Here is a 25,987-nt window from a genome sequence, read left to right on the forward strand (position 1 = left end):
GCTTGGACGCCGAACCGGTATCCCTCGGCCCGGCCTGGCAGGATCTTTGCCATGAGTACGCACATCGGCGCTGAGCCGGGAGAGATCGCCGAGCGGGTCCTGATGCCGGGCGACCCGCTGCGGGCCAAGTGGATCGCGGAGACCTACCTGGAGGGGGCCCGCTGCTACACGACGGTGCGCGGCATGCTGGGCTTCACCGGGAAGTGGAACGGTGTCGACGTGTCCGTCCAGGGCTCCGGCATGGGCATGCCGTCCGCCTCGATCTACGCCCACGAGCTGGTCAACGAGTACGGCGTGAAGTCGCTGATCCGGGTCGGCTCCTGCGGGGCTCTGACCGAGGATCTGCAGCTGCGGGACGTGGTGGCGGCGATCGGGTCGTCCACCGACTCGAACATGAACCGGATGCGCTTCGACGGGCTGATCGACTACGCCCCGGTGGCCGACTTCGGGCTGCTGCGTACCTCGGTCGAGGTGGCCGAGCGGCGCGGCATCAGCATGCGGGTGGGGCCGATCCTGGCGGCGGACGCCTTCTACACGGACCGGCCGGACCTGTACGACCGGCTCGCCGACTACGGCGTGCTGGCGGTGGAGATGGAGTCGGCGGCGCTCTACACGATCGCGGCGCGCTTCAAGGCCCGCGCGCTGACCATCCTTACCGTCAGCGACCACATCAAGACCGGCGAGAAGACCACGTCGCAGGAGCGCGAGCAGACGTTCGGCCAGATGGTCGAGATCGCGCTGGACACCATCATCGCCTGACCTGATCGATCCTGGACCGCCTCGTCGCCGCAAGGTGGCGGGGCGGTTCGCGTTACCCGGGTCACAGAAATAAATACGACCGGTCGTGCTTCTTTCCCTTAGGCTGACCGCATGACCTCCGACGGCCGCGTCGCCCGTGGCGACCGCACCCGCACCGCGGTGCTGGACACCGCAGTGGCGCTGGCCACCGAGGTCGGCCTGCACGGCCTCTCCCTGGCCCAGCTCGCCGACCGGCTGGAGGTGAGCAAGTCCGGCCTCTTCGCGCACTGGCGATCCAAGGAGGCGCTGCAACTCGCCACCGTCGAGCGGGCGGTCGCGCAGTGGCAGGAGCGGATCGTCGCCCCCGCCCTGCACGCGCCACGGGGCGTACGCCGGCTGCGGGCGCTGCACGACGCCCGGATCGACTTCTACGCCGCCCGGGTGCTGCCCGGCGGCTGTTTCTTCGCCAACACCGAGTTCGAGTACAACGCCCGTCCCGGCCCGGTCCGGGACCGGCTAGCCGAGGCGTTCGCCCGCTGGACCGCGCTCCTCGAACGCCTCGTCCAGGAGGCCGTCGACCTCGGCGAACTCCCCGCCGACCTGGACGTGCCGCTGCTGGCGTACGAGATCGACGCGCTGGGGATCAGCGCGGTGATGCGGTCCCGGCTGCTCGACCCGGACGCCACCTACCGGCATGCCCGCCAGGGCCTGCTGACCCGGCTGCGGGCGCTCTGCCCGGATCCGACCCTGCTACCGGAAGGCCAGTCATGAGCCACGCCGCAGTCGACCGGCCGGTCGCCGAGTTCGGGCACGTCGAGCACGTGCCCGTGCACTTCGACGACCTCGACGCCATGGGCATCCTGCACAACGCCCGCTACGCGGTGCTGCTGGAACGCGCTTTGACGCCCTACTGGGCCGAGCGCGGCGTCGCCTTCCGGGGCGACGTGCACGCCGCCCCCGACGTGTTCCACGCGGTCCGCGAGTTCACCATCACCTATCAGGCGCCGGTCATCGGCGTCGGCACGGTGGCGGTGCACTTCTGGCTGGAGCACTTCGGCACCAGCAGCGCACGCTACGCCTTCGAGTTCCGCTCGACCGACGGCGGCACCGTGCACGCCACCGGCACCCGGTCCATCGTCCGGCTGGATCCGGCCACCCTGCGCCCGACTGCCTGGACCGAGGTCGGCCGCGCGATCGCCGCGACGCTGCTGCGTCCGACGACGACGCACGCCTGAGTCGGGACGTTCAGCGGAAGAAGGCGCGCAGCACCGCCGCGCTCTCGCGTTCCAGCACGCCGCCGTACACCTCGGGGCGGTGCGTGACGCGGCGGTCGCGCAGCACGTCCCAGAGCGACCCGACGGCGCCGGTCTTCGGTTCCCAGGCGCCGAACACCACTGTCGAGACGCGGGCCAGCGCGATCGCACCGGCGCACATGGTGCACGGTTCCAGCGTCACCACCAGCGTGCAGTCGTCCAGCCGCCAGCGGCCCAGCCGCTGCGCGGCCCGGCGCAACGCCAGCACCTCGGCGTGCGCGGTCGGGTCGCCGGTCAGCTCCCGCTCGTTGCGTCCGATCGCCAGTTCGGTGCCGTCGGGGCCGTAGAGCACCGCGCCGACCGGCACGTCGTCGGCGTCGGGGATGGCGTCGTCCGGGCCGGTCATCGCGACCTCCAGGGCCCGGCGCATCCACAGCTCGTGCCGCTGCCGGCGGCCCACCGCGCCCGGGTCGGCGAGCGCCTCGTCGGCGCCGGGACCGACGCGCGCGGCCCGGCCGGGGGTGGGCTGCCCCGGGCGTACGGTCTCCAGCGCCGGATCCGTCGCGTCGGCCGGTTCGGCGGCGCCGGGCGTCAGGGACTCGCCGGGCTCAGACCTCACGCAGCTCCTCGACCTCGTCCGCGCAGCCGAGCACCTGGCAGATCTCGGCGGTCACGTCGGCCGGCATGGAGCCCTCGTGCGCGCAGAGCGCAAGCAGCTTCTGCGCCGGGATGCCCAGGTCGGCGAGGAGGTCCGCGTCGCCGACCGGGTCGGCCTCCGGGTCCACGGCGGGCTGCTCGGTGTCGTCGTCGCCGGAGGCGCGCGGCTCGTCGACGTCCTCCAGGCCGGTCACCGAGGTCTTCAGGTCACCGACGAGCAGCGCGCCCAGCCGGGACTCCTCCGCGTACGCCGAGTCCGAGCCGAAGATCCGCAGATCCTCCCCCTCGTCCAGGCGCAGGACGACCAGGTACGTGTCGTCGGCCTCGACGAACAGCAGCGAGAGGTCGGCGTCCGGCTCGACGTCGCGCAGCCGGTCGGCCACCTCCTCGATGTCGGTGACGCCACGCAGGCTCACCTCACCGGCGGTCCAGCCGCCGTCGACGCGCGCCACGGCAGCAGCGAAGTACGACACGGTCCCCCCAAATTGGCCTCGGCAGCACGCCGACACGTCACGCGATGCACGTTAACCGGTCGGGTCGGCAGGCGAGCGGTCAACGCCCCGTATGGGCCGGCCGTTCCTTCAGAGAAAGCCGGTCAGCCGACGACGCGCCGGCGGGTGGCGATGAGTTGGCGCAGCCGCTCGGTGCGGGCCCGCTGCGGCCGCTGGCGCTGCTGTACCGCACGGGCACCGGCCAACTCGGCGAGGAGTTGCAGGCGACGGCGGCTCCGATCGGGGTCGAGCCGCGGCGGTGTGGTCCAGGCCATACCGCGAGCGTGGACCGTCCTCAGGCGTACGTCAAGGTGGCCTTCGCTACGCAGCGAGACCGGCACCGAAGGTCACCAGAGCGGCCAGTCTCCGGTCTGCGCCCACCGCGTCGCGACGATCGCGGCGGCGATGCTCCAGCCACCCGCGGTGACGATCGCCACGCCCGTCGCCACCCCCCGGTCGCCGTGGCGGACCAGCACCGCGGCGGCCAGCCACGCCAGTCCGCCGGCCAGCAGCGTCCACCAGGCGTAGCCGGCGACGCCGCCGCCGAGCAGCCCGAACAACAGCAACCAGGCGAACGCGACGAGCGCGCCGACCGCGACGCCGGCGCCGGTGACCGGGTACGGCTCGCGGTAGCTGGGCCGCATCGACGTGCTCGACGGGAACAGCCCCGACGGCGTACGTGGCGGCGGTGGGAACGCCCCCGGACCGGTCCCCTCGGGTCCGCCGTGCCACCCGTGCGTCACCGCCGCCCCCTTTCCCGGACCGTCCGTACCGCGTTCGGCTTTCGTCCCTACGGTAGTGGTCTGTCAGGATGACCGGATGCGCTCGCCATCGATCGGTCGCCGCACGCTGCCGGCGTACCCGGTCCTGCTGCTCGTCGCGGCGCTCGCCGCCGGGTGCGGCTCCCCCACCGGGCGCGCCGACAGGTGGCAGGAACCGAGCCCGATGGCGACGGCCGCGCAGCCCGCCGACCCGGCCGATCCGGTACCGCCGGCCGCCTCCCCGCCGTCACCGACGCACATCGACGTGAAGCGGGTCTTCCCGGTGCGGGCCGGCAACGTCGACTACCACCCGACGCACGGCGGCTACCCGGGCACCGACGTGTTCGCCGACTGCGGGGAACCGGTGGTGGCGGTCACCGACGGTGTGGTGCTGGAGGTGAGCCGCGTCGACCGGTTCGACAGGCGCGGGCCGCTGGGCCCGAACAACGGCGGGCTCTCCGTCTCGCTGCTCGGCGACGACGGGGTGCGCTACTACGGCTCGCACCTGAGCGCGATCGACGCGGGTGTCGACGCCGGCGTGCGGGTGCGCGCCGGGCAGCAGCTCGGCAAGGTGGGCCGCACCGGCAACGCCAACAACGTCTGCCACCTGCACTTCGGCCTGTCCCCGAAGTGCACCGGCGCCGACGACTGGTGGATCCGCCGGGGCGTGGTCTGGCCGGCGCCGTACCTGAACTCCTGGCGCAAGGGCGGCAACCGCTCGCCGGTCGCCGAGGTCACCGCCTGGCAGCGCAAGCACGGCTGCCCGGCCTCGCCCGGCCGGTCCACCCGCAGCGGCTGACCGACTCGCGCCGCGGGGACACGCGGCGGACGGCGGATGCGCGTAGTTTCCAGGACATGAGTGCCCGGGATCCCATCGCCGACCTGCGCCGGATCGCGTTCCTGCTGGAACGGGCGAACGAGGCCACGTACCGGGTCCGGGCGTTCCGGTCGGCGGCGAAGACGCTCGGCGCGCTACCCGCCGCCGAGGTGGCCGAGCGGGCCCGCACCGGCAAGCTGACCGAGCTGTCCGGCGTCGGTGACGTGACCGCCCGCTGCGTGGCCGAGTCGCTGGCCGGCGAGGAGCCGGTCTACCTGCGCCGGCTGCTGGCCACCGAGGGCACCGACCTGGACGAGGCGGCGGCGAAGCTGCGGGACGCGCTGCGCGGCGACTGCCACACCCACTCGGACTGGTCCGACGGCGGCTCGCCGATCGAGGAGATGGCGCTGGCGGCGGTCGAGCTGGGCCACGAGTACGTGGTGCTCACCGACCACTCGCCGCGGCTCACAGTGGCCCGGGGTCTGACCGCGGAGCGGCTGCGCAAGCAGCTCGACCACGTCGCCGCGGTCAACGAGGCGCTGCCGAAGGGCTTCCGCATCCTCACCGGCATCGAGGTCGACATCCTCGCCGACGGCTCGCTCGACCAGGACGAGAAGCTGCTGGCCCGCCTGGACGTGGTGGTCGGCTCGGTGCACAGCGGCCTGAACGACGACCGGGCGAAGATGACCCGCCGGATGCTGACCGCGATCGCGAACCCGCACCTGGACATCCTCGGCCACTGCACCGGCCGGATGGTCTCCTCCCGGCCCGCGGGGGTGACCGGGCCCGGCGACCGGGGGCACCGGGCGCGTACCCGCAAGGAGAGCGAGTTCGACGCGGACTCCGTCTTCGCCGCCTGCGCCGAGCACGACGTGGCCGTCGAGATCAACTCCCGGCCGGAGCGGCAGGACCCGCCGAAGCGGCTGATCCGCCTCGCGCTGGAGGCCGGGTGCCGGTTCGCGATCGACACCGACGCGCACGCGCCCGGCCAGCTCGACTGGCAGCGCTTCGGCTGCGAGCGGGCCGCGCTGTGCGGCGTACCGGCGAAGCGGGTGGTGAACACCTGGACGGCCGACCGCCTGGTGAAGTGGACGGCCGGCCGCGGCTGACGGTCAGCCGCGCGTGGCCGGCTCGGCCGTGCGGGCGGTGGGCGTCACCGCCTCCGGGCGTGGACGGCGCCGCCCGAACAGGCCCTGGGCGACCGCCACGCCGACGAGCACCACGAACGCGCCGACGGGCTGGTGCCAGTTCATCCGCTCGCCCAGCACCACCGCGCCGACGAGCACCGCGAACACCGGGATCAGGTACGTCACTGTGGACGCCGTACTGGCCCCGGCCAGCCGGATGTTGCGCATGTTGATCACGAAGGCGAGCCCGGTGCCGAGCGCGCCGAGCGCCAGCACGCTCGCCGCCACGCGCGGGGAGAGGCCGATCGGCGACGGCGGCGTACCGACGAACGGCGCGACGAGCGCGAGCTGCGCGGTCGCCACCAGCAGCTGGGCCGCCGACAGCGACAGGCCGGAGTACGCGCTGCCCGCGACGAACTTCTTCTGGTACGGGATCGCCAGCCCGTAGCAGGCCGCCGCGCCGAAGCACATGAGCTGGCCGACGAAGTGGGCGCCGCCCACGCCCTCCCAGACGCCGAGCACCACGAGCACGCCGACGAAGCCCAGCCCCAGCCCGACGGCACGGCGGGCGGTCAGCCGCTCGGTGCGGAACACCAGCACCGCCAGCGGCAGCACGATCAGCGGCGTGGTGGCGTTCCAGATGCCGGCGAGCATCGACTCGACCCGCTGCTCGCCGTAGCCGAACAGCGTGAACGGCACGGCGACGCCGAACGCGGCCACCACGAGCATGTGCGCCCACACCCGCAGGTCGCGGGGCAGCCGGTCGCGCAGCACTGCGAGCACCACGAGCAGCGTCAGCGCGCCGGTGGCCACCCGGTAGAGCGTGAGGTGCACGGGGTGCAGCTCGGTCACGCCGACCTTGATGAACAGGAAGCTGGAACCCCAGATGGCGGCGAGCGCGACGAACCCGGGCAGCCAGCTCCGCACCGGCGCGCGGTCAGGAGTGATCTCGACGTTCACCCCTGACACTCTGCCGCAGAGGTACGACGAAGTCGCGCGGTATTCCGGATGCGGCGTCACGTAGGGTCGCCTGGTGGGACGAATCGATGACCTCGCCAACCGGTACGTGGCCGAGTGGGCTCCGCTGAGCCCGACCGGCGCCACCTACGTCGGCATCGCCGGCTACGACGACCAGCTCGACGACCTGTCGCCCGAGGGTTACGCCGCCCGCGCCGAACTGGCCCGTCGCACGCTCGGCGAACTCGACGTGACCGAGCCGGAGACCGAGGCGGAGCGGACCGCCAAGGAGGCCATGCAGGAACGCCTCGGCCTGGAGCTGGCCCGCCACGACGCGGGCGAGACCGGCAGCGAGGTCAACGTGATCGCGAGCGGGCTGCACGAGATCCGGATGGTCTTCGACCTCATGCCGACCGACGGCGAGGAGGCCCGGGCGAACGTGGCCGCGCGGCTCAACCGTTTCGCGTCCGCGCTGGACGGCTACAAGCGCACGCTGCGCGAGGCCGCCGCGGCGGGACGGGTCAGCTCGCGGGTGCAGCTCGTCGAGGTCGCCAAGCAGTGCGACGTCTGGGTCGACCCGGAGGGCGACAACTTCTTCCACGGGATGGTCGAGCGGATCGACGCCGACGGCGCACTCGGCGCGGAGCTGCGCAAGGGCGCCGCCGCCGCGACCGCCGCCACCGCCGAGTTCGGGCAGTTCCTGCGCACCGAGCTGGCGCCGGTGGGCCGGGAGAAGCAGGCCGCCGGGCGGGAGCGCTACGAGCTGGCCTCGCAGTACTTCCTCGGCGCGAAGGTCGACCTGGACGAGACGTACGCCTGGGGTTTCGCGGAGCTGGCCCGGCTGGAGGCCGAGATGCGGGCGGTGGCCGCGCGGATCGCCGGGCGCGGCGCCTCGGTCGACGACGCGGTACGCGCGCTCGACGCCGACCCGGCGCGGACGGTACGCGGCAAGGAGGCGTTCCGGGACTGGATGCAGGCGCTCGCCGACAGGGCGGTCACCGAGCTGAACGGCACCCACTTCGACATCCCCGAGCAGGTACGCCGGATCGAGTGCTGCCTCGCGCCGACGAGCGACGGCGCCATCTACTACACCGGCCCGAGCGAGGACTTCTCCCGGCCCGGACGGATGTGGTGGGCGGTGCCGCAGGGCATCACCGACTTCTCCACCTGGCGCGAGGTGACCACCGTCTACCACGAGGGCGTGCCGGGTCACCACCTCCAGGTCGCCCAGACCGCCGTCCGGGCCGACCTGCTCAACCGCTGGCAGCGGCTGCTGTGCTGGGTCTCCGGGCACGGCGAGGGCTGGGCGCTCTACTCGGAGCGGCTGATGGACGAGCTGGGCTACCTCGACGACCCGGGTGACCGGCTCGGCATGCTCGACGGGCAGGCGCTGCGCGCGGCCCGGGTCATCGTGGACATCGGCATGCACCTGGAGCTGGAGATCCCGAAGGACAACCCGTTCGGCTTTCACCCGGGCGAGCGGTGGACGCCGGAGCTGGGCTGGGAGTTCATGCGGGCGCACTGCCGGGTGCCGGACGAGAACCTGCGCTTCGAGCTGAACCGCTACCTGGGCTGGCCCGGGCAGGCGCCGTCGTACAAGGTGGGCGAGCGGATCTGGTTGCAGGCCCGGGAGGACGCGAAGGCCCGCAAGGGCGCCGACTTCGACCTCAAGGAGTTCCACCGCCAGGCGCTCGACCTGGGTTCGCTGGGGCTCGACCCGCTGCGCAAGGCGCTGGCCCGCATCTGAGCCGGTGCCGGGTGCCGGCGGTGAGTCCCGCCGGCACCCGCACGCGTCAGGCGCCGAGCGTCAGCCGCAGCGTCGGCCGGCCGGTGAGCGTGTTGCTGGTGACGTACGCCAGGTCGATGACCGGGTCGGTGAACGTCACCGGGATCGGCAGCGTGACCGGCAGGCCGTCCGGGAACGGCAGGTCCGGGGTCAGCGTCAGCTTGATGCCGGCGAGCTTGCCGACGAACCGGGTGCAGTAGAACGCGACGTCGTCGCGGACCGTGAGGCGGTCGGTCGCGTACCGCTGGGTGCGGCCCCGGGGACCGTCGGCGACCAGCAGGAAGTCGTCGGTCACCGCCTCCTTCATGCTGAACTTCAGCACCTTGAGCACGCCCTGCTCGGTCTGCAGGTCGGTGATCCCCTCGAACCGCAGCCCGGTCATGGTCACCTTGGAGCCGGTGAGCTTCGACGGCTGCTGGCCCACCTTCGGCAGGCTCGGGTCGGCGGCGATACGCGGCAGCGGCTTGCCCGGTTCCACCTTGCCGGGCTTCGCCGGTTCCTCCTTGCCCGGCTTGCCCGGCGCCGGGCAGTCGGTCGGGCCGGGACGGGTCGTCGGCTTGCTCGTCGGGGTCGCCGACCCGCTCGCGGTCGGTGTGGGCGAGGGCGTCGCGCTCTTGTCGCTGCCGCCCTTGAACAGGTCGCCGATCCCGTCGAAGAAGTCGGTGATGATGTTGCCTTCCCGCGTCGGGCTCGCGCTCGGCGTCGGGGTGGGCGTCGCGGTGGGTGCGCTCGCGCCGGACGACGGCGTGGCGGGCTTCGACGGGCAGGCGCTCGCGGCGGGCTTGCTCGGGGCGGCCTGCACCGCCTGCGGCTGTACGGCCAGGCCGGCGGCGGCGAGGCCGAGCACCACGAGGACGATGCCGAAGGTGCGCGGGTCCGCCGAACGTCCCGCCCACTCCGGCGGGCCGGCGTCGGATCCGGCCGCCTGCCCGTTCGCCGACTGCCGAGGGACCGGCCGCTCCCCGCCCGGCCGCTCGGCAGTCGGCTGCTCGACGGCCGGCCGGACGCCGACCGGCACCTCGACGGTCGGCCGCTCGTCAGCGGTCTGCGCGTCCACAGGCTGTGCGTCCACGGGCTGTGCGTCCACGGGCTGCGCGTCCACGGCGGTCTCGGGCTCGTCGTCCACAGTGGTGCCGGGCTCGTCGGTGTCGCGCTCGGCCTCGGCCGCTTCGGCACCGGCGGGACCGGCCGGCGGGGTCGGCACCCAGGCGAACGCGAGCGCGCTGCCCACGATGCCGAGCAGCAGGCCGAGGAAGAAGCCGCCGAGGTTGAGCCCGATCAGGGAGTAGACGGCGGTGATCGCCGCGACGATCGAGTAGAACAGCCGCTGCGCCGGACTGAGCCAGAGCAGCACCCCGCAGGTCACCAGGATGCCCGGGATCAGCAGGGAGAGCAGGCCGGTGGCGCCGCTGCTGAAGCTCAGGCCGTTGAGGGTCAACCGGGTGGAGGCGAGCATCTCCACCCCGGCCAGGATGATGAACAGGCCGCCCCAGAACGGCCGGGTCCGCTGCCAGCGGCGGAAGGTCCGCCAAGCCCGGGCCGCGGTGCCGAGCCGGGCGTGGGACGGTTCGACGGTTGTCACGTACTCCTCCTGGCGGAGCGGGGACGGGGACGGTGGGGCAGGCCCGCGGTGGTCGGCCACCGCGGGCCGTGCTCAGCTCAGAAGCACTCCTTGCCCTTGGCGTCGTCGCCCACGTTGACCTTGAGCCGGAGCCCGACCAGGTTGAACGTCGAGGAAGTGGTGTAGCGGGACACCTGCTTCAGATCACGGATGGTCACCCGGTCGGAGTTCTGGCCGAACGAGCCCCGCTGCGCCGTCGGGTTGAGGTCGCTGGCGTCGCGGCCGATCTGGATGTTGGTGAAGGTGGCGTTGCCCTCGAGCGAGTCCATCGCGATCACGAGGTCCTTGGCCCGGGCGGGGTCCTTGCCCTCACCGGCGTTGATGGTGAGCACCACCGGCAGGCCGGGCAGGTCGGCGCGGACGGACTGGCAGAGCTTGTACAGCTCGGCGCTGCTGATCTCGGCCATCGCGACCGGGCGCGTGGCGCCGGCCTTGCCGTCCTCGCCCTTCTCGCGGACGATGCCGCCGTACTGCTTGAAGCCCTCGCCCTCCAGGCGCTCGGCGCCGATCTTGAACGTCTGCCCGGACACGGTGATGTCGGAGGCGATGGCGCCGGTCGACATGCCGAACAGGATGGCACCGGCGGCGGCCGTGGTGGGCACGATCATGGCGGCGAACCGCCGCCACCGGGTACGACCCTGGTTGTCGAGCCGATTCTGCACGGAGTTCCTCCTCGAACGAATGTGCGCGGCGGCCGGTTGCGAACCGGCGGCCCGCGCCGGGCCCGTCCTTCTGTTACCGACGGGTAACGATCGAGCCTGATCGTGCACCCGATGCGGTGTGGCTCACAACCCCCTGATTACCCGGCGGTAACACCGGGGGGATACGGGCAGGTGACCGGGCGTCACGAAATCCCAGGCCACGGCGGGAGATGAGGGCGAAATGTCGCGCCAAACCGGGCATCGATGGCGATGAGCGCGACGGAAAGTTACCGGATATCTCGCCGTTACAATCGAGTAACGAATGTAAAGTACGGTCGCCCGCATGGGAGATCTGCACGACGGAGGGGTGGACCGCACCGCGGCCCACCCCTCCGTCGTGCTTCCGGCGTACCGGTCAGCGGCGTTCCACCTCACCGGCGCCCGAGCGCTGGGCCGGCACCGACGGATCGTCGGACCGCCAGTTCGTCGACGCCGGCGGGATCTCGTCGTCGAGCGGGCCACCGACGGGCTCCTGGTCGACGCGGGTGGGCGTCGGGTCGGAGGTCGGCGCGTCCGCGCGATGCCGCGCGCTGCCGTCGCCCTTGGGCCGGGTCACCAGCCACACGCCCGCGATCAGGGCGATCAGGCCCAGCACACCGGCGATGATCGGGCCCCAGACACTGATCATGCCGATCTTGAAACGGTTGTCCTTCACCGTCTCGACGCTGCGGCTGATCGTGTCGTCGTTGTAGTTGAAGTCCGCGTCCAGCAGCACGGTCGGGGCGCCGGTGTCCGGACGCAGCTCCTTGTACTGCTGCTCGCGCACCTTGATGTAGGCGCCGGTCACCGGGTCGACCCAGAGCGTACGGGTGTTGCTGTAGACGACCTGACCGCTGGTCGCGGTCGGCGCGAACTTGCCCAGCAGCGTCTTGACGCTGTCCGCCGGGGTGTTCAGCGGCTCGTTCTCGATCCGCTGCTCGAAGCGGTACGTCTCGACGCCCTTGATCTTCTCGGTGCCGGTGAACCGCGCCGGGAAGGTCTTCTTCAGGTCGCGGTCGAACACCTGGTAGTCACGCTTGCCGGTGCCGAACGGGAACTTGTAGATCTGGCCGGAGTAGCGCACGTTGCCGACCGGGGTCTGCTCCGCGCCGGACTCGTTGAGCCACTGCTCGTCCCACGGCGCCGCCGCGCCGGAGATCCGGTAGAGCGCCAGCTCGGTGCTGTACTGGCTGATCACATCCTGGTTGTCGCTGCGCTTGACCGTCTGGAAGACGTTCCAGATGACCGCGTCGCCCTTCAGCTCCTTGGGCAAGCGGTCCTTGGTGTCCTCCGGCTGCGGGATGACCTCGATGCTGGACACGAGATCGGCCTGCGGCACCTCGATGCTCACCGCGCCGGCTTCGGACTTGATCTGTAGGAACTTCGCGCCCTTCGCCTCCGCGACGGACGTCGTTGGTTCCAGGTCATAGGGCAGCTTGGTCACGGCGGGGGCCACGTAGAACGGCAGCCCGGCCGCGAAGACCAGCAACAAGACACCTAGCCCGAAGAGCGCGGCGCCCACGCGAAGCTTCACTCATCCTCCTGTAACCTGCCGCCCTACGGTCTGTCGTCCGGGGCACCCGATCCTTAGCATTGGCGGGAGGTTACTCCCCAGTCACCTGCAAAAGCGACCCCCTGGATGTCCAGATGTCCACAGCCACCACGCCAACAGTCCCGGAGCCATCGGTAACGGGCCGTCTTCCCGCCCTCGACGCGCTGCGAGCGATCGGCGCGGTGGCGGTCGTCGGTCACCACGTCGGCTTCCAGACCGCCGTCACCATGAACACCACGTGGGGCGGCTGGTTGGCGCGCCTGGACGTGGGTGTGGCGATCTTCTTCGTGCTGTCCGGCTTCCTGCTGTTCCGGCCGTGGGCGCTCAGCGTCGCGACCGGACGGCCGCGGCCCCGCACCAAGCGGTACTTCTGGCGCCGGGCGCTGCGGATCCTGCCCGCGTACTGGCTGGCGGTGGTGGTCTGTTTCGTCGTCCTGCCCGGCAACCACCCGGTGTCGGCAGGTGACTGGCTGCGCCACCTCACGCTCACCCAGATCTACGAGGCCGGGCAGCTCGGGCACGGGCTCAGCCAGACCTGGAGCCTCGCCACCGAGGTCGTCTTCTACCTGCTCCTGCCGCTGCTCGCCGTGCTCGCCGTGGGCCGGACCTGGCGTCCCGTCCGCACCGTGCTGCTCGCCTCCTCCGGGGCGCTGCTGACGCTCGCGTGGGTCGCCATGATGGGCGCCGGCTGGCTCGACGGCGCGCTGCACACGATGTGGTTCCCCTCGTACGGCGCCTGGTTCGGCGGTGGCATGGCGCTGGCCGCGGCGCACGTGGCCCTGCGTACCGGCACCGCGCCGGCCGCCTTCCGCGTGCTCGACGACCTCGCCTCGGCGCCGCTCGCCTGCTGGGCGGCAGCGGTCGCGGTGATGGCGATCGCGACGACGCCGATCGCCGGGCCGCGCGACCTGACCAGCCCGACCGCCACCGAGTTCGGCACCAAGCTGGCGCTCTACCTCCTGATCGCCGTCCTGATCACGATCCCGGTGGCGTTCGGCGGGCGGACCCGGGCGAAGGAGGCCTTCAGCAGCGGGTGGGCACGGTGGATGGGGCACGTGTCGTACGGCCTGTTCCTGTGGCACCCGCTGGTCATCGAGCTGATCTACCTGCTCGAGGACCGGCCGCTGTTCACCGGCCAGTTCGTCAACGTCTTCGCCCTGACCATGGTCTTCGGCCTGGCGTACGCCGCGGTCAGCTACTACGGCGTCGAGCGCCCGCTCCAGACGCTCGGCACGCAGAGCCGCCGCCGGCCGACCGGGCGCGGACCGGCATCGGGGACGTCCGCCGTCCCGGCCACCACACCGGACGTCGCGGCACCCGCCTAGCTGTCACGTACCGCTCACCTTCAGTGACCCGGTGACGGCCGGCGGCCCGACGCCGCCGGTCGGGGCATTGCCGGGCGCAGGCCCAGCCCTTAATGTGACGCGCACCGCTAAATTACTTGAGAGTAGGGTTCGCGTGGAGCGTCGCTTCGGCATGCCCGGACACGTGCTGTTCCTCAACTGGCGAGACACTCGCAACCCCGAGGGCGGCGGTTCCGAGGTGTACGTGGAACGGATCGCCGCCGAGCTGGTGGCGCGCGGATTCCGCGCCACCCTGTTCTGCGCGGCGCACCGCGAGGCCCCCGCCGACGAGGTCAACGACGAGGGCATCCGGTTCGTCCGGCGCGGTGGCCGGCACACCGTCTACCTCTGGGCCGCGCTCTGCTACCTGGCCGGGGCGTTCGGCCTCGGCCCGCTCGCCGCGCGCCGGGGCGGCCGGCCGGACATCCTCGTCGACGTCTGCAACGGCCTGCCGTTCCTCTCCCCGCTCTGGGCCCGCCGCCCGGTGGTCAAGCTGATCCACCACGTGCACCGCGAGCAGTGGCCGGTGGTCCTGCCGCAGTGGGCCGCCCGGTTCGGCTGGTGGGTCGAGTCGTCGCTGGCGGTACGCGTCTACCGGCGGTGCCGGTACGTCACCGTGTCCGAGGCGACCCGGCGCGAACTGTCCACCCTCGGCGTACCGCCGGAGCAGGTCTCCGTGGTCTACAACGGCACGCCGGAGCTGCCCCGCACCGACGTCGAACGCGCCCCGTTCCCGCTGCTCGTGACGCTCAACCGCCTGGTGCCGCACAAGCGGGTGGAGGTGGCGCTGCGCGCTGTCGCGGCGCTCGCCGACGAGCTGCCCCAGCTCCGGCTGGTGGTCGCCGGGCAGGGCTGGTGGGAGTCGCACCTGCGCGAGGTCGCCGACGAGCTGGACATCACCGACCGGGTGGACTTCCGGGGCTTCGTGACGGAGGAGGAGAAGGCCGCGCTGCTCGCCTCGGCCTGGGTCGCCCTGACGCCGTCGCTCAAGGAGGGCTGGGGGCTGACGATCGTGGAGGCCGGCGCGGCGGGTACGCCGACAGTGGCGTTCCGGGAGGCGGGCGGCGTCGCGGAGGCGGTGGTCGACGGGCGTACCGGCCTGCTGGCCGACGACATCGACGACTACCTGGCGAAGGTGCGCGCGCTGCTGCACGACGACGAGATGCGTCAGGAGATGGGCGCTCAGGCCCGGCGGCACGCGGCGAACTTCACCTGGCCGGTGGCGGGGGAACGCTTCGCGACCCTGCTGGAGACTGCGGACTCGCCCCGCCCGGTCCAGCGGCGGGGCGACCCGTCCTACCTGTTGCCGTAGACCTCGGGGGCGTACGGGTCCTGCTTCCCGGCCCGCTTGGCCGCCTCCGTGGCGTTACGCGCCTCGGTCGCGGCCTCCTCGGCCGTGGCGGTCGCGGCGGCCGAGAGCCCGCCGAGGGCCAGGACCCCGAGCAACGCCGCCACCAGGCCGGACACGACAAGGGTCAAAGCTCTACGCATGCCATTCCTCCGATGGTGAGACGTGCGAGCGGACGTTACCACGCAGTAGCTCGCCGGCGTAGGGTCGAAAAGGCGGCAGCCATGACCGCCAGAACGGCAGTTCCGCACGCGAGCACGACCAGCCAGCGGCTCGCTCCGGCCCGCGGCGGCGGACCCGAGGCGGCCGGGTTCCGGTAGAGGCTCAGCGACTCCCCCTCGTACCGGAGGTCGAGACCGGCCAGGACGGCCGGGTCCACTGTGCTCGGCGTACCGTGCTGCACCACCACCCAGCCCACGCCGGTGGCCGAGACCGGCCGCCCCTCGGCGAGCACCCGGCGCACCTCGCGCAGGCGCGGATTCTCCCCGGCCACCGCGACGTCGTCGACCACGAGCGTGTCGTCGGTGAGCACGGTTCCCGGCAGGTAGCGGGGCGCCGGGTCCAGCACCACCCGGCCCGGGTTCCACGGATAGGCCCGGTAGGTGGTCAGCGGCAGGGCGAGGATCTCACCGGGGTCGTCGGGCAGGCGCTCGGCGACCGCCCGCCAGTCCGCCGGGTAGCGCACCGGGCTGATCCGGCCGGCACCGCCGAACGCCAGGTCGGGCATCACGGCCACCGGCAGGAGCAGCAGCCCGGCCAGCACGATCCCGGCGACCTCGCGGTCGATCCGGGCCACCAGCCGTTCGGCGCCCAGCGCCGCGCACACCACCAGCACGAGGGCGTACGGCGCGAGGAACTTCTGCCCGTCGCGGAGCAGTCCCGCCCCCGGCACGTGCGCCACCGCCCAGCTCAGCGCCGCGTTTCCGCCGGGCAGCACGGCGAGGGCGGCCAGCAGGTACGCGCCGCCGGCCAGCACGCCCAGCCGTACCGCCGCGCCCGCCGGCAGCCGCCGCCGTAGCAGGCCGGCACCGACAGCGGCCAGCACCACGAGGACCAGTGTCGCCAGCGGGGCCAGCGTGGCGGACCGGCTGGCCGGGGTGGCCTGCACGTTCCAGATGCCGCCGGTGCCCGCGAGCGCCACCAGCGGGCCCGCCCAGTTCTCGGCGCGCGCCGCGAACGCCGCCACGCCCGCCGGGTCGGACGTGCCACCCGCGCCGGTGACCAGGGCCGCCACGATCCACGGGGCGTTGAGCAGCGCGACACCGCCCACCGCGACCGCGGACAGCCGCAGCCGCGCCCGGTCCGCCGCCAGCACCAGCACCGTCGCCAGCGCGATCAGGCCGCCGGTCGGGGTGATCGCGGCGGGCGCGGCGAACAGCACCACCCGGGCGAGCGCGCCGTCGCGGCCCGCCCGCAGGTCCAGCGCCGCCCGCACCAGCCAGGGCAGTGCGGCGTACGCCAGCAGCAGTCCCCACTGCCCGATCAGCAACCGCTCGGCCAGGTACGGCGTCCACGCGTACGCCACCGCGGCGACCAGCCGCACCGCACGTCGCTCGGTCGGCACCAGCCGTCCGGCGCCCACGGCGGCGAACAGGACCGCCCCGGCCAGCGCCACCCGCTGCACCACCCAGCCCGGCACGAGCTGGGTCACCAGCGAGACCAGCGCGTCCATCGGCACCGCCCGGGGCAGGCTCTGCGCCGGGGCCACCAGATCCCAGCTCAGCGGCTGCCGGGGAACGAACACCATGTCGTACCGCAGCGCGTAGCCCCGCGCCGCGAGCGGAGCCAGGATCAACGCGGTGACGACCACCGCCACGAGGTACAGCGGCAGCGACTCCCGCCACCGCCGTACCGCGGGGCCGCCGCCCTCGGCGGGACGTCCGGTCATTACGGCTTCGGCACCGCCCGGCCGATGGTGACCAGGTTGGTGCACAACCGGACGCCGGGCGTGTTCACGGTCAGTTCGACGGCGGACCCGGCGCCCTCCAGCATGAAGAACACGTCGTTCAGCCCGCTCTTCAGCGTGATCTCGCGGGTGGCGTCGCCGAGCTTGAACACCGCCGTCGAGTCACCGGAGCTGACGTAGCCGAAGTGCACCACGTACGGCCACTCCACCAGGTAGCCGTCCATCGGGATGCGGACGGTCCGGCCACCCTCGGCCAGGTGCCCGCAGCCCTCCACGGTGCCGGGCGCGACCTTGCGCCCCTCGACCACGACCGGCCGGATCCGGCCGTTCTCGTCGAACGTCGACGGCTTCTCGCTCATCGTCACGAACGTCGGCCGCCGCTGGGCCGGACGGAAGAAGTGGGACTGGAGGTTGTCCGGCCAGAAGTACCCGGCCACGACCCGGTCCGGGACGGTCGTGTCGAAGAAGACGGTGCCGGGCGGCGCGGCGGCCAACTCGGCCTGCGTGGTGGCCAGGTAGTCCCGCCCGTGCTTGGTGCTCCAGTTGTCGCCGAACCGCGCGGTGCTCCACAGCGTGCCCACCCCGATGGTGGCCAGCAGCACGACCATCGAGACCAGGCCGACCGCGAACGCGCCCGGCTCCCGCAGCACGGTCGGCAGCGGCCACGCGGAGACGTCGTCCTCGTCGCTGTCCTTCATCCCGAGCAGCGCCACCCCGACGCAGATCGCGGCCACCAGCACCACGTCCGCGACGTACCGGGGGACGACGCCGACCAGCGGCCCCAACGGTCCGCCGAGCCGGGTCACCGCGAACAGCGCCGCGACCAGGCCGAGGTAGCAGGCGAGCAGCAGCCAGGCCCGCCCGGCGGTCGGCCGCCGCCGCACGGTGACCACGATCAGCGCCGCGAGCACCGCCCAGGACAGCCACTTCGCGATGTCGTACGGGTCGGACAGCGGCGGCCCGTCACCGGCGTACGTCCAGCGCCACGGCCCGCCGAGCAGGCCCGGCACCACCGTGTCGCCGATCAGGTCGCCCAGGAAGGTGAAGACCTGCCCGACCGAGGTGGGCTCGTCCAGCCCACGGGCCGGGCGGGTCAGGTAGTACGCCAGGTAAGCCCCGGACAGCACGGTGAGCATCAGCCACGCCGGCCAGAACCGCACGACGGTGGTCACCAGGCTGCGCCACGCGCGGCCCTTGGTGAACAGGAACGCGGTCAGCAGGAACAGCAACGGCACGATCAGCAGCGCCTTGGTGTCGAAGAGCAGGCCGAACACCAGCCAGAACGCGACCAGGACGAGGTGCCGCCTCCGGCCGGTGCGCACGTACCGGACCTGGGCCGCCACGGCGAGGACCAGGGCGAGTTGCGGCGGCAGCACCAGCAGGCCGACCAGCCACAGCGACGACACCTCGAGCGTCAGCGGGCTGAACAGGAACAGGCTCAGCGGGACGAGCAGCCCCCAGCCGGGCCGCAGCAGGTCCCGGAGCAGCCGGTAGAGGGCGATCCCCACCGCCGCCTGCCCGGCCGCCAGCAGCAGGATCCACGGCCAGCCGGCGAAACCGGCCGCCCGGACCATCAGCCAGGCGACCGCCAGCCCGCCCGGCATGAGGTGGTTGTTGAACGTGCCCAGCAGGTAGTCCGGGTCCAGCCGGGTGTCGAGCACCTGCGCGGCGATGACGAACTCGTCCTGCGAGAACCAGCCACGGGCGGCCAGCCCGGCGCGCGACGCGACGGACACGATGATGAGCGCGATCGCGACCGCGCGCACGCGGTCGGCGGCTATCCAGCGACCGAGCGGTCCGGGTCCGTCGTCCTCCGCGCCGACGGCTGCCGGATGCGTCTCGGCCGCTGCTTGTGGCATTGACATGGTCGGCAGCCTGCCACACGCTTACACGCCGTGGGGACGGCCGTTCTCCTGATAACGCCCCGCAGCGCCCCCAGGTCGCCGCTGCGCGTCCGGTCCGGATAACGTCGCGCGACACGCGTCATGTTGCAGGTGCGCGTACGGCCGGCGAGACAGGAGCCGAAAATGCGTGCGGACGGGACGACAACGTCGCCGACGGGGACGGACCTCCCCGCCCGGGAGACCGGCCGGGCCCGGCAGACGGCGCGACGGTTCCGGCACCTGACGATCTGTCTCGCGCTCACCGCACTCGCCTTCCAGCAGGCGCCCGGGCAGGTCGTCCCGGACACCAAGGTCGACCTGAACGTCAATCCGGCCGGGTGGCTGCTGCGCTCGCTGCACCTCTGGGACCCCACCGGCACGTTCGGCCAGCTCCAGAACCAGGCGTACGGGTATCTCTGGCCGATGGGTCCGTTCTTCCTGCTCGGGACGGAACTGGGCATCGCGCCGTGGATCGTCCAGCGGCTGTGGTGGGCGCTGCTGTTCTGCGTCGCGTACCTCGGTGTGGTGCGGCTGGCGGGCCGGCTCGGCATCGGCAGCCCCGCCGGCCGGATGATCGCCGGCGTCGCGTTCGCGCTGTCCCCGCGCATCCTGACCCAGCTCGGCTGGTCGTCGGTGGAGTCCTGGCCCAGCGCCGTCGCGCCGTGGGTGCTCATCCCGCTCGTCGGACTCGCCCGGGGCGCGCGGCTGCGCCGCGCGGTCGCCGGGTCGGCTATCGCCGTCGCCTGCGCGGGCGGCGTCAACGCCACAGCCGTCGCCGCCGTAGTGCCGCTCGCCCTGCTCTGGCTCGCCACGCTCCGGCCGCTGCGCCGCCGCGTCACCGCCCTCGCGGCCTGGTGCGGCGCGGTCGCCCTGGCCACCGCGTGGTGGCTGATCCCGCTGCTGGTCCTCGGCCGGTACAGCCCGCCGTTCCTCGACTACATCGAGACCGCCCGCAACACCACGAGCGTCACCGACGCGGTGACGACGCTGCGCGGCGCCTCCTACTGGGTCGCCTACCTGGCGTCCCCGTTCGGCGCGACCATCCCGGCCGGCGCGCGGCTGGCCAACGACACGCTGCTCGTCGTGGCCACCCTGGCGGTCGCCGCGCTCGGCGTGCTCGGCCTGTCCCGGCGGGGGATGCCGCACCGGCGGTTCCTCATCACCGGCCTGCTGCTCGGCGTTGCGCTCGTCGGGCTCGGGCACACCGGCGACCTGCCCAACATCCTCGCCGGGCCGCAGCAGCAGTTCCTCGACGGCATCGGCGCCCCGCTGCGCAACGTGCACAAGTTCGACGTGCTGCTCCGCCTGCCGCTGGCGCTCGGCCTGGCGCACCTGGTCAGCCTCGCCGTACGCGCGGCCCGGACCGCACCCGGGCAGCGTCGTGGCCGCGCCACGGCCCGGGCCTGGCTCACCGCCGGCACGGCGATGGTCGCGGTCGCAGGCGTGGCCTCACCGGCGCTCGCCGGTGGCCTCGCCACGCCGGGCGCGGTGAAGGACGTGCCCGGCTACTGGCACGAGGCCACCGACTGGCTGGACGCGAACACCGGACGCGGACGCGTGCTGGTCGTCCCCGGCGCGCGCTTCCCCGCGTACGACTGGGGCAGCACCACCGACGAGATCGCCCAGCCGCTGCTGGACAGCCGGTGGGCGGTCCGCAACGCCATCCCGTTCACCCCGCCCGCCACGATCCGGCTGCTCGACGCGATCGAGTCGACGCTCGCCACCGGCGCCGGCTCGGCCGGCCTGGCCGACCTGCTCGCCCGCTCCGGGATCAGCCACGTCCTGTTCCGCGCCGACCTCGACCACGGCCGCTCGGACACGGCCCGCCCGGCGGTCGTCCGGCAGGCGCTGGAACGCTCGCCCGGGCTGACCCGCGTCGTGTCCTTCGGCCCGGTACGCGGCGGCTCCGACTCCCCGGACGAGTTCCGCGACCAGGGCCTCGACGTGCCCGGACGCGCACTTGAGGTGTACCGGGTGGACCGGCCCGTCCAGCCGGTGGTCGCGTACGACCGCGACGACGTGACCACTGTCGTCGGCGGTCCCGAGTCGCTGCTCGACCTGGCCGCCTCGGGCCAGCTGAGTGCCGCGCCCACGATCCTGGCCGGCGACGCGAAGGCCGGCGAGAGCACCGGGCCGGTCGTGCTGACCGACGGGCTGCGCCGGCGCGACGTCTCGTTCGGCCGGCTGCGCGACAACTCCTCCCAGACGCTGACCGCCGACGACACCTTCGCGGTGTCCGCGCCCGCGCACGACTACCTGCCCGACTGGGGGCCGGAGTGGTCGACCGTCGCCCGCTTCGAGGGCATCAGCGGCATCCGCGCCTCGACCGCCCGCTCCCAGATCGACGCCACCGGCGGTGCCCGGCCCGAATACCAGCCGTACGCGGCGATGGACGGCGACACCGCCACGTCTTGGCGCTCGGCGCCGCACTCGCGCAGCGACAGGCAGTGGATCGAGGTGAACCTGGCGAACCCGACCCGGGTCACCCGGGTCGAGGTGTGGTTCGACCTGAAGGCCGACGCCCTGCCCACCACGGTCACCGTAACCGCCGGGTACGAGAGCCGCACCGTCGAGCAGTTCGGCGACCACATGGTCTTCGAGCTCCAGGGCGTCCACGCCACCCGCAAGGTCGAGGTCTCCGTCGACGCCGCGTTCGACCTGCGCCCGTTCGGCGACAAGTCGGTCGGCATCAGCGAGATCAAGATCCCCGGCGTCGAGACCGGCCGGACGCTCCAGTTGCCCGCCGCCCCCGCCACCGACCAGCCGGCCGGCGTCGTCGTGTCGGCGGCGCCGTCCACGCCCGCCTGCTTCATCGTCGACGGCCGGCCGCGCTGCTCCACCGACGCGATCCGCGGCTCGGAGGACGCCTCCACCATCGACCGCACCTTCACGCTGCCGGTGGCCGGGACGTACGACGCGAGGATGTGGGCGCGGCCGACGCCCGGCCCGGAGCTGAACGCCGCCCTGGACAAGCTGGTCGCCGACGCCCAGCCGTTGCGCCTCGCGCCGCAGGTCACCGCGTCCTCGACGGCGGTACCCGACCCGGTCGGCCGGCCCGGCGCGGTCCTCGACGGCGACCCGGCCACGAGCTGGTCACCGGCGCTGAACGACGAGGCGCCGATCCTGCGTCTCACCTGGCTCGAACCGCAGGTCATCAGCCGGATCCGGTTCACCGTCGAGGACGGGACCGCCGCCACCCGGCTCGGTAGCGTCCGGGTGGTCGGCAACGACGGGTTCCGCAGCAACCTGCTCACCAACGACGGCGTGCTCACGCTCGACCCGCCGATGCGGACCGACTCGATCACCATCCAGTTCCTCGACAAGCCGTCCGCCACCAGCATCGACCCGTACGGCCTGCGCCTGCCCGAGCCGCTGCCCGTCGCGGTCGGCGAGGTGACGGTGCTGCCCCTCGGGACCACTGTCGCGCCCCGCCCGGAGACGCCGCTGAAGCTGGCCTGCGGATCGGGCCCGACGCTCCAGGTCGGCTCGTCCCGGATCACCACCACGCTCACCGGCACCGTGCGCGACCTGCTGGAGATGCGCGAGATGCCGGTCACCGCCTGTGGCCGCAACACGCCGAAGCAGCTCGACCTGGGCAGCGGCGAGCACCGCGTCGTCACCACGGCGAGCACGCTCGCCACCGCCACCCGGGTCGCGCTGGCGCCACGTACCGCCACGCCCGCCGCGGCGGCCACCGCCGGCGACATCCAGGTGGGTTCCTGGTCGGCCACCGAGCGGCGGGTACGGGTGTCCGAGCACCCCGTCGACCGGGTGCTCGCGGTCCGGGAGAACACCAACACCGGCTGGCAGGCGACCATCGGCGGGAAGACGCTCACGCCGCTCGTGGTGGACGGCTGGCAGCAGGGCTGGATCCTTCCCGCCGGTGTCTCCGGGGACGTGGTGCTGCGCTTCACGCCGGACACCCCGTACCGGATGGGTCTGCTGCTCGGCGGCGTCCTGCTGGCGGTGGTGGTCCTGCTCGCGGTGCTGCCGGACCGCCGGCCGGCCGGGAATCGCGCGGTCGTCGCCGTACCGGCGGCCCGGCGACGGCTCACCCGCTCGCTGCCGCTGCTCGCAGTCGGCGCCGCCGCGCTCGTGCTCCACAGCGGTCTGCTCGGCGCCCTGCTGGTCGCGGCGGGCTTCATGCTCGCCGTGCCCGGGCCGCGCCGCCTGCCCTGGACCGGTGACCCCCGGCGGGTCAGGAGGATCGCCCGGGCGGCCGAGACGTGGCTTCCCGGCGCGCTCGTGGCGCTGGCCGGGTGGGTCTACCTGGAATCGACCGACCAGCACACCGACGCGCTGCCGCAGCTCCTGACGGTCGCCGCCCTGGGCGCGCTCTGGCTTCCCACGACCGCCCGCCGACGGCCCGTGCGCCGGATCAGGCCGACCTCGGCGGCGGCCCCGGCCGTGCCGGCCCTCCGGGCGCCGGAGCCGGCCGGGCAGCCGACGCCCGTCCCCGCCCTCGCCGCTGCTGCCGTCGCCGCTCCGGCCACAGTCGCCGTTCCTGCCGCCGCACCCATCGGTCCGGGTCCGGTTGCGGGCCTGGGACCGGACCACGGGACCGGGCCGGGCGGGAGCCGCGACGCCGGTCCGGGACCGGGCCGGGACGCGGACCGTGAGGCCGAGCCGGGCGCACGCGACGTCGAGCCGGGCGCGGACCGAGGCCCGGACCACGACGCCGAGCCGGGTCCGGACCTGGACGGTCGCGCCGTGCCGGGTCCCGACGGGCGGCCGGGACCGGACGCCGTCCCGGGCCCGGACGCCGTCCCGGGCGCGGACGACGGCCCGGGCTCGGACGGCGTGCCGGGCTCGGACGGCGTGCCGGGCTCGGACGGCGTGCCGGGCTCGGACGGCGTGCCGGGCTCGGAGGGCGGCCCCGGCTCGGACGGCGGCCCGCTGTCCCGCGTCTCGGAGATCACGTGAGCGAGGGCCGGCCGGGCCCCGAGCCGGAGGCGGCGGACGGCCGGAGAACCGGGCTGGGCGCGGCGGGCGTCGCGGTCACGCTCGCCGGTGTCCTGGTCAACGGCCTGGCCTACCTGGTGCCGGTGCTCGCCGCCCGGAAGCTCGACGCGGACGACCTCGGCGCGCTCGCCACCGCCCTCGGTCTGGTGGCCATCGCCGGTGTGCCGGGGCTCGGCCTGCAACTGGCGGTCGCCGTGCACCACGCCCGGCACGGCCCGTCCGACACCCGCCGGCTCACCGTGCTGACCGCCGCCGTGTGCGCGGGGGCGCTGCTGGTGGCGACGCCGGTGCTGGTCGCCGCGCTGGACCTGCCGGCGGTGGCGCCCGCGCTGCTGGCGGTCACCACCGCCTCGGTGGTGCTCTCGTCGCGCTCGCTCGGCGAGTTGCAGGGCGGTCAGCGTTTCCTGCGGCTCGCCACCGCGATGGCGCTGCTGGCCGCCGCCCGCTACGGCGGGGTGATCGTGGGGCTGCTGCTCGGCGCGGGCCTGACCGGCGCGCTGGGGATCGGTGCGCTCACCGCCGCGCTGGCGCCCCCGGCGCTGGCCTGGCTCACCGGTACGCCCCGGCGTCCGTCGGCCGCCCCGCGCCTGACCGTCGCCCAGGTGACCGCCGGATGCGGGGCGACGCTGGCGATGCTCGTCGTCTCCTACGCCGACCTGCTCCTGGCCCGGCAACTGCTGCCACCGTCGGGCTCCGGGGCGTACTCGGTGGGGACCGTCCTGACCAAGGGCGCGCTCTGGGCGCCGCAGGTCGCCGCCGTCCTCGCCCTGCCGCGCCTGGCCCGCGGGGACCGCCGCAGCCGCACCGTCGCGCTCGCGGTGACGGGTGCGTGCGGTCTGGTCCTGGTCGGCGCGTCGGCGGTCGCGGGCGGGTTGGCCTTCCGGCTCGTCGGCGGACCCGACTACACGGCGCTCGGCCGGTACGCGCCGCTGTTCGCCGCCGTCGGCGCGCTCTACGCGGTGACGTTCGTGCTGCTCAACGACCGGCTCGCCGGGGGCGTCAGGTGGGCGGCGGCACCGCTGTGGCTGGGCACCGCGGCGCTGGTGACGGTCGCCGCGATCGTGCGCCCGCGTACCGTCGGCGGTCTCGTCGCCGCGGCCCTCGCGACGGCCGTGGTCACGACACTGCTGATGGCCGTGCCGGCGCGTCGGCGGACAGCCAGTCACCCAGCAACAGGTGATCGATCGAGTCCACCCGGCCCAGCGACCGGCCGGACGCGAGCCGCTCCCGCAGCTCCGCCCGCGTGAACCAGCGCGCGTCCAGCAGCTCCACGCCGTCGACGCGGACCTCCTCGGAGGCGGCGACGGCGTGGAACCCCACCATCAGGCCGGCGGGGAACGGCCACGCCTGCGACCCCTGGTAGGTCACGTCGGTGACGGTCACGCCCGCCTCCTCCTGAAGCTCCCGGCGGACCGCGTCCTCCAGGCTCTCGCCGACCTCGACGAAACCGGCGAGCGTCGACCAGGCCCCCTCGGCCGCGCCCGCGTGCCGGGCCAGCAGGCAGCGCCCCGGCGGGCCGGGCGCCTCGACGAGCACGATGACGGCCGGCTCGATCCGGGGAAACAGCAGCCGCCCGCACTCCGCGCCGGCGCAGGCCCGGACGTGCCCGCCACCACCGGCCACCGCCGCCGCGCCGCACGCGCCGCAGTAGCGCTGCTGCCGGTGCCACAACAGCAACCCCCGGGCGTACGCCTGCACGGCCGACCCGGCCGGGTCGAGCCGGCCGGCCAGCGCCCGCAGGTCGAGAGCCTTCGTCGCGGAGGCCGCCTCCACTGCGGCCCGCTCGCCCAGCGCGGAGAGATCCACGGCGAACACCGCCGCGTCGCCGTCGACCCCGAGGAAGACGGTCTCGCCCGCGGCGGCCCGGACGGCCGACGCACGCTCCCCGGTGAGCCGGACCGGACCGTCCCCGTCGACGAGGCAGCGGTCCTGCCACAGCGGCAGCACCACGCTCGCCGGATCGGTCAGCCGTTCGGCCAGCCAGTCCGCGTCGGCGCGCCGCTCCGCAGCCCGGTCCAGCCATCCGCCGCCGTACGCCGGCACCCGATCCTGTGTCCGCACCAGCTCACCGTGTCACGATCCACGCCCCGGCACGGCCCCGAAAC

20 protein-coding genes and 2 pseudogenes are annotated in these 25,987 nt (G+C 73.6%); 10 read left to right on the forward strand and 12 right to left on the reverse strand.

The window, feature by feature from the left end; genetic code table 11:
- Positions 1-51: 51 nt before the first annotated feature.
- The 3 genes from deoD to ACN27D_RS12370 all read left to right on the forward strand — a co-directional run bounded on the left by deoD (position 52) and on the right by ACN27D_RS12370 (position 1,973).
- Complete coding sequence (deoD, locus tag ACN27D_RS12360; protein ID WP_047891806.1) at positions 52-759, forward strand: purine-nucleoside phosphorylase; 708 nt, start codon at positions 52-54, stop codon at positions 757-759.
- A gap of 111 nt (positions 760-870) precedes the next feature.
- Positions 871-1,509, forward strand: coding sequence for a TetR/AcrR family transcriptional regulator (locus tag ACN27D_RS12365; RefSeq protein WP_421499139.1), 639 nt, complete (start codon positions 871-873; stop codon positions 1,507-1,509).
- Positions 1,506-1,973: an acyl-CoA thioesterase gene (locus tag ACN27D_RS12370; protein WP_358173849.1), complete on the forward strand. Its 468-nt coding sequence runs from the start codon at positions 1,506-1,508 to the stop codon at positions 1,971-1,973. Before ACN27D_RS12365 ends, ACN27D_RS12370 begins: the two co-directional genes overlap by 4 nt.
- Positions 1,974-1,983: 10 nt before the next feature.
- Here ACN27D_RS12370 and ACN27D_RS12375 read toward each other — a convergent pair whose 3' ends face one another.
- The 4 genes from ACN27D_RS12375 to ACN27D_RS12390 form a co-directional block, all read right to left on the reverse strand.
- Positions 1,984-2,451 (reverse strand): nucleoside deaminase, encoded by a 468-nt coding sequence (locus tag ACN27D_RS12375; protein WP_421501136.1) that lies wholly within the window; start codon positions 2,449-2,451, stop codon positions 1,984-1,986.
- A gap of 148 nt (positions 2,452-2,599) precedes the next feature.
- Positions 2,600-3,121 (reverse strand): tRNA adenosine deaminase-associated protein, encoded by a 522-nt coding sequence (locus ACN27D_RS12380; protein WP_421499140.1) that lies wholly within the window; start codon positions 3,119-3,121, stop codon positions 2,600-2,602.
- Positions 3,122-3,243: 122 nt separating this feature from the next.
- Complete coding sequence (locus ACN27D_RS12385) at positions 3,244-3,414, reverse strand: hypothetical protein (RefSeq protein ID WP_018786529.1); 171 nt, start codon at positions 3,412-3,414, stop codon at positions 3,244-3,246.
- Positions 3,415-3,486: 72 nt separating this feature from the next.
- Positions 3,487-3,783, reverse strand: coding sequence for a hypothetical protein (locus ACN27D_RS12390; RefSeq protein WP_120572665.1), 297 nt, complete (start codon positions 3,781-3,783; stop codon positions 3,487-3,489).
- 301 nt (positions 3,784-4,084) lie between these two features.
- Here ACN27D_RS12390 and ACN27D_RS12395 point away from each other — a divergent pair, with 301 nt between their 5' ends.
- Both ACN27D_RS12395 and ACN27D_RS12400 read left to right on the forward strand, forming a co-directional pair.
- Entirely contained in the window at positions 4,085-4,699 is a 615-nt protein-coding gene (locus tag ACN27D_RS12395) for a M23 family metallopeptidase (protein ID WP_421501137.1), read from the forward strand.
- 56 nt (positions 4,700-4,755) lie between these two features.
- Positions 4,756-5,826, forward strand: coding sequence for a PHP domain-containing protein (locus ACN27D_RS12400; RefSeq protein ID WP_421499141.1), 1,071 nt, complete (start codon positions 4,756-4,758; stop codon positions 5,824-5,826).
- A 3-nt stretch (positions 5,827-5,829) separates the two neighbouring features.
- Here ACN27D_RS12400 and ACN27D_RS12405 read toward each other — a convergent pair whose 3' ends face one another.
- Positions 5,830-6,804 carry a DMT family transporter gene (locus ACN27D_RS12405; protein WP_199733161.1) on the reverse strand — a complete coding sequence of 325 codons (975 nt, stop codon included), beginning with the start codon at positions 6,802-6,804 and terminating at the stop codon, positions 5,830-5,832.
- Positions 6,805-6,877: 73 nt separating this feature from the next.
- Here ACN27D_RS12405 and ACN27D_RS12410 point away from each other — a divergent pair, with 73 nt between their 5' ends.
- Positions 6,878-8,548 carry a DUF885 domain-containing protein gene (locus ACN27D_RS12410; RefSeq protein WP_121684566.1) on the forward strand — a complete coding sequence of 557 codons (1,671 nt, stop codon included), beginning with the start codon at positions 6,878-6,880 and terminating at the stop codon, positions 8,546-8,548.
- 46 nt (positions 8,549-8,594) lie between these two features.
- Here ACN27D_RS12410 and ACN27D_RS12415 read toward each other — a convergent pair whose 3' ends face one another.
- From ACN27D_RS12415 to ACN27D_RS12425, 3 genes are all read right to left on the reverse strand, one after another.
- On the reverse strand, positions 8,595-10,169 hold the full coding sequence (locus ACN27D_RS12415) for a DUF6114 domain-containing protein (RefSeq protein WP_358173836.1): 1,575 nt from the start codon (positions 10,167-10,169) through the stop codon (positions 8,595-8,597).
- Between the two features lie 77 nt (positions 10,170-10,246).
- Positions 10,247-10,870, reverse strand: a complete 624-nt coding sequence (locus ACN27D_RS12420) for a DUF6230 family protein (RefSeq protein ID WP_120572660.1) — start codon at positions 10,868-10,870, stop codon at positions 10,247-10,249.
- Positions 10,871-11,264: 394 nt separating this feature from the next.
- Positions 11,265-12,422 carry a DUF3068 domain-containing protein gene (locus tag ACN27D_RS12425; protein WP_358173833.1) on the reverse strand — a complete coding sequence of 386 codons (1,158 nt, stop codon included), beginning with the start codon at positions 12,420-12,422 and terminating at the stop codon, positions 11,265-11,267.
- A gap of 113 nt (positions 12,423-12,535) precedes the next feature.
- Between ACN27D_RS12425 and ACN27D_RS12430 the strand changes: the two genes are divergently transcribed.
- Positions 12,536-13,765, forward strand: coding sequence for an acyltransferase family protein (locus ACN27D_RS12430; protein WP_357900138.1), 1,230 nt, complete (start codon positions 12,536-12,538; stop codon positions 13,763-13,765).
- Between the two features lie 151 nt (positions 13,766-13,916).
- Positions 13,917-15,095 carry a glycosyltransferase family 4 protein gene (locus tag ACN27D_RS12435; RefSeq protein ID WP_121684564.1) on the forward strand — a complete coding sequence of 393 codons (1,179 nt, stop codon included), beginning with the start codon at positions 13,917-13,919 and terminating at the stop codon, positions 15,093-15,095.
- Here the strand turns inward: ACN27D_RS12435 and ACN27D_RS12440 are convergent.
- The 3 genes from ACN27D_RS12440 to ACN27D_RS12450 are packed head-to-tail and all read right to left on the reverse strand — an operon-like array spanning position 15,080 to position 18,896.
- Positions 15,080-15,274: a hypothetical protein gene (locus ACN27D_RS12440; RefSeq protein WP_091425994.1), complete on the reverse strand. Its 195-nt coding sequence runs from the start codon at positions 15,272-15,274 to the stop codon at positions 15,080-15,082. The two genes, ACN27D_RS12435 and ACN27D_RS12440, sit on opposite strands and share 16 nt — an antisense overlap.
- 35 nt (positions 15,275-15,309) lie before the next feature.
- Positions 15,310-17,019: a hypothetical protein gene (locus ACN27D_RS12445; RefSeq protein ID WP_421499142.1), complete on the reverse strand. Its 1,710-nt coding sequence runs from the start codon at positions 17,017-17,019 to the stop codon at positions 15,310-15,312.
- Positions 17,019-18,896 (reverse strand): hypothetical protein, encoded by a 1,878-nt coding sequence (locus ACN27D_RS12450; RefSeq protein ID WP_420901050.1) that lies wholly within the window; start codon positions 18,894-18,896, stop codon positions 17,019-17,021. Before ACN27D_RS12450 ends, ACN27D_RS12445 begins: the two co-directional genes overlap by 1 nt.
- A 168-nt stretch (positions 18,897-19,064) precedes the next feature.
- Between ACN27D_RS12450 and ACN27D_RS12455 the strand changes: the two are divergent.
- Positions 19,065-23,336 (forward strand): annotated as a pseudogene (locus tag ACN27D_RS12455) (alpha-(1->3)-arabinofuranosyltransferase); the annotation flags it as partial.
- 503 nt (positions 23,337-23,839) lie between these two features.
- Positions 23,840-25,129: a lipopolysaccharide biosynthesis protein gene (locus ACN27D_RS12460; RefSeq protein WP_421499143.1), complete on the forward strand. Its 1,290-nt coding sequence runs from the start codon at positions 23,840-23,842 to the stop codon at positions 25,127-25,129.
- Here ACN27D_RS12460 and nudC read toward each other — a convergent pair.
- A pseudogene (gene nudC, locus ACN27D_RS12465) lies at positions 25,020-25,943 on the reverse strand (NAD(+) diphosphatase); the annotation flags it as partial. The gene ACN27D_RS12460 and the pseudogene nudC overlap by 110 nt on opposite strands.
- Positions 25,944-25,987 lie beyond the last annotated feature (44 nt).

The sequence above is a fragment of the Micromonospora sp. WMMD1274 genome (genome assembly GCF_049179035.1).
GTDB lineage: Bacteria > Actinomycetota > Actinomycetes > Mycobacteriales > Micromonosporaceae > Micromonospora > Micromonospora tulbaghiae.